General features: G+C 64.5%; 1 protein-coding gene. It reads right to left on the bottom strand.

The features are described from left to right. A partial coding sequence (locus tag L383_RS17175; protein ID WP_032628952.1) for an Ig-like domain-containing protein occupies window positions 1–1475 on the bottom strand: 1475 nt, incomplete at both ends.

The raw sequence follows: 1475 nt of genomic DNA, 5'->3' as shown, positions 1-1475 counted from the left end.
AGGGTTACCCGCTTTGTCGCTCACGGACGCGGTCACGGTCACGCTGCCGTCGCCGAGCGCCGCAACATCCGCCGCCGGAACGTTCAGCGTCCAGCTCCCGTCCGCGCTGACGGTTGCGGTGTAGTCTTTACCATTCAGCGACACGGTGACCGTCTGGCCCGCTTCGGCGGTGCTGGTGCCGGACACGGTCAGGTCACTCTTCGCTTCGGCCGCATTGAGAATGTCGTCACCCGCGATCGTGTTGATGGTCACGGACGGCGCGGTGGCGTCCACGCTGTACTCGCGGCCCGCCGAGGCGCTGTTGCCGTTCACGTTAGTGACGCTCACCTGCACGCTGGCGTCGCCGTCCTTAAGGTGTGCCAGATCCGCGGACGGTATGGTATACGTCCAGTTACCGCTGTCATCAACGGTAGTGGTGTAGATCTTGCCGTTCAGGCTGATGGTCACGGTCTGCCCGGCTTCCACGTTAGTGGTCGCACCGGACAGCACCAGATCTGCCCCTTTCTCCGCCGCATTGATCACGTCGTCGGTGGCGATGGCGTTGATGCTGATGGCAACGGTCGCCAGATCCACCGTCACGTCGTGGCTGATGCTAATCGTGTTACCCGCCGCGCTGTCGCCGGTGACGCTGATTTTCACGCTGCCTTCCGGCCACGCGCTCACGTCGGCAGACGGGATCGCCGCGCTCCAGGTGCCGTCCGCCAGCACCGTAGCCGCATAATCTTTGCCGTTAACGGTGACGGTCAGCGCCGTGCCCGCCGCCAGTCCGTCGCTGGATCCGGTGACGATCAGGTTTTGCGCATGTTCGATGCTGTTGACCACGTCGTCGCCCGCGACGGTATCGACGCGCAGGCCCGGCAGGTTAGCGTCTATAACGATTTCGCGTTCGCCGGAACCGGTGTTGCCGTGGCCGTTGGTCACGGTCGCCGTCACGCTCAGGCTGCCGTTGCCCAGCCCGGTCAGCACGTCAGACGGTACGTTTACGGACCAGCTCAGATCGTTCTGTACCGTCGCGGTGTAGGTATTGCCGCCAAGGGTGATGGTCACGGTGTTACCCGCTTCGGCATTCGCCACGGTACCGCTCAGGGTTTGCCCGGCCGCCACTTCCGCCGCGTTAATAACGTTATCGCCCGCCACGGTGTTGATGGTGACGGTCGGCAGCGCAGTATCCACCAGCAGGTTTGCGGTGTTGCTGACGCTGTTGCCCACGCCGTTGGTCGCCGTCGCGCTCAGGGTGTAGTTGGCCTGACCGAGACCAGCCAGATCTGCCGCCGGAACCGTCAGGCTCCAGTTGCCGTCCGCCGCCGTGGTGGCGGTGTACTGCTTGCCGTTCAGGGTCACGGTGACCACGGTGCCTTCTGCCAGGTTGGCGCTGGTGCCGCTGACGCTCAGGTCCTGGCCTTTCTCCACCGCGTTCAGCACGTTGTCGCCGCTGAGGGTGTTGAAGCCGACCGACGGCAGGCCGGTATCGACGG

This window comes from Enterobacter sp. MGH 37 (assembly GCF_000534515.1).
Classification (GTDB): domain Bacteria; phylum Pseudomonadota; class Gammaproteobacteria; order Enterobacterales; family Enterobacteriaceae; genus Enterobacter; species Enterobacter kobei.
Note: the sequence above shows the minus strand (reverse complement) of the source record. Positions and strands in the feature narration are given on the sequence as shown.